Raw genomic sequence first — 2,125 nt, forward strand, 5'->3', positions numbered from 1 at the left:
GCTCGCCCAGCAGCATCTGGATGAGCGTGGCGCGCGGCCGGTGAAGTCGGGCACGTCGCGCGGCAGGTCGTTGCGCGGCGGGCGCGGCGCCCCGGCCGGCGGCGCGGGCGGCTGGACCTGGCGGCTGGTCCGCGGCGGGGCGGGCAGCGCGCTCCCGGCCCGCTCCCACACCGCGCGCAGCGGCCGCGGGTCGCGCTTGACCAGCCGGCAGAGCGCGACGACCGCGGGCCACGGCGGGACGGTCTGCCCGCTCAGGTACCGCGACAGCGACGACGAGCTGAGTCCGGTGTCCCGGGCGAGGGCCCGGACGCCGCGTCCGGACAGCTCCTGGATCAGCCGCAGCCGCTCCGCGAGCTCCTCCTGGGGGTCGGACGCCGCCGTCCGCCGTTCTGCCACCACCGCAAACCCCGTCGTGCCGTCCCGCCGGAGCGGAGATTTCCTGGGCCGTGTCCCGGCTGGTCGAGACCGTACCAGTTGTCCCACGGTGTCCCACGGGCCTCGTCCCGGCGGCCCGTCCCGGCTGTGATTGGGCCATGCCCCCCGGGAACACCGGGCGGCCCGGAGAACCGACTGAGGAGAACGACATGCAGGCTCGGATGCAGAACCCCGCGATGGTCCTCGACAACGCCATGAAGCCGATCCAGGAGCTCTTCAAGGCCGTGCACTCCGGCGGCGTGGACGCCCAGACGCTGGAGCTGGTGCACCTGCGCGTCAGCCAGATCAACGGCTGCAGCGCCTGCGTCGACTCCGGCGTGAAGGGCGGCCGCAAGGCGGGCGTGAGCGAGGAGAAGCTCGCCACCACCGCCGCCTGGCGCGAGGCCCCGTACTTCTCCGACGAGGAGCGCGCCGCGCTGGAGCTGGCCGAGGCCGCGACCCGGCTCGCGGACCGGCCGAACCCGGTGAGCGACGAGATCTGGGACGCCGCCGCCACCTACTACGACGAGAAGCAGCTCGCCGCGATCGTCATGATGGTCGGTGTCACGAACCTGTTCAACCGGCTCAACGCCACCACCCGGCAGATCGCCGGCGCCTGGGGCTGAGCCGCCTCCCCGCTCCCGCTCCACCCCACCGAAGACGACGAAGGCAGAAGGAGACCCACCATGGCCGAGAAGAACGACGCCACCGCCGAGAAGTTCTCCGCCGAGGAGCGCGCCGCGATGAAGGAGCGCGCGAAGGAGCTGAAGGCGTCCGGACGCCGCGCCTCCAAGGCCGAGAAGGCGGCGCAGGCCGAGGCGGACGTCGTGGCGAAGATCGCCGAGTTCCCGGAGCCGGACCGGTCCATGGCCGAGCGGATCCACGCCATCGTCAAGGACGCCGCCCCGAACCTGGAGCCGAAGCTCTGGTACGGCATGCCGTCCTACGCCCTGGACGGCAAGGTCGTCTGCTTCTTCCAGAACGCGGACAAGTTCAAGGCCCGGTACGCGACGCTCGGCTTCAACGACTCGGCGCGGCTCGACGAGGGCACGATGTGGCCGACCGCGTACGCGCTGACCGAGCTGACCCCGGAGGTCGAGGCCCGGATCGCCGAGCTGGTGAAGCGCGCGGCGGGCTGACCACCGCACGCACCCGCCCGTCCCCGCCGACCCGGTCGGCCGGGACGGGTCCGCGGTTGCGGCATCATGATCGGTCGTGGACGGAACAAGGACACTGGCCGACGTCGGGTGGTTGCGGTACCGGCTGGAAACGCCGGGACTGGTGGTACTGGACGCGTCCGTGGGCGCCCATCGGAAGAGCGACGCGGGACGGATTCCCGGGGCGCGGCGGTTCGACATCGACGGGGCGATGTCCGACCACACGAGCCCGGTGCCGCACACCATGCCGGGCGCCGAGCAGTTCACGGAGGAGATGCGCGCGCTCGGGGTGAACGCGTCCGACACCGTGGTCGTGTACGACGCGGCCGGTGTCTACTCCAGTGCCCGCGCCTGGTGGATGCTGCGCGCCATGGGGTTCGACCGGGTGGCCGTCCTGGACGGCGGGCTGCCCGCGTGGACCGCCGCCGGGCTCCCGACCGAGGAACACGACACCGAGCCGGTGGAGCGCGGCGACTTCACCGCACGGCCGCGCGACGGGTGGTTCGTGGACGCGGACGAGGTCGCGGCGGCCCTGGCCGACCCGGACCGGGTCG

At 73.1% G+C, this 2,125-nt stretch carries 4 protein-coding genes; 3 read left to right on the forward strand and 1 reads right to left on the reverse strand.

Annotated elements, in window-relative coordinates; all coding sequences use genetic code 11:
- Positions 1 to 396, reverse strand: a 396-nt coding sequence (locus AB0J52_RS37525; RefSeq protein ID WP_500187716.1) for a helix-turn-helix domain-containing protein, incomplete at its 3' end; no start/stop codon positions are given.
- A 188-nt stretch (positions 397 to 584) separates the two neighbouring features.
- Here AB0J52_RS37525 and AB0J52_RS37530 point away from each other — a divergent pair.
- From AB0J52_RS37530 to AB0J52_RS37540, 3 genes are all read left to right on the forward strand, one after another.
- Positions 585 to 1,040 (forward strand): carboxymuconolactone decarboxylase family protein, encoded by a 456-nt coding sequence (locus AB0J52_RS37530; protein WP_500187717.1) that lies wholly within the window; start codon positions 585 to 587, stop codon positions 1,038 to 1,040.
- A 60-nt stretch (positions 1,041 to 1,100) separates the two neighbouring features.
- A complete protein-coding gene (locus AB0J52_RS37535) occupies positions 1,101 to 1,553 on the forward strand; it encodes an iron chaperone (RefSeq protein ID WP_500187719.1) in 453 nt (150 codons plus the stop codon).
- Positions 1,554 to 1,629: 76 nt separating this feature from the next.
- The coding region (locus AB0J52_RS37540) for a sulfurtransferase (protein ID WP_500187720.1) at positions 1,630 to 2,125 on the forward strand (496 nt) is incomplete at its 3' end.

Origin of the sequence: Spirillospora sp. NPDC049652, assembly GCF_040675125.1 — a bacterium.
GTDB lineage: Bacteria > Actinomycetota > Actinomycetes > Streptosporangiales > Streptosporangiaceae > Spirillospora.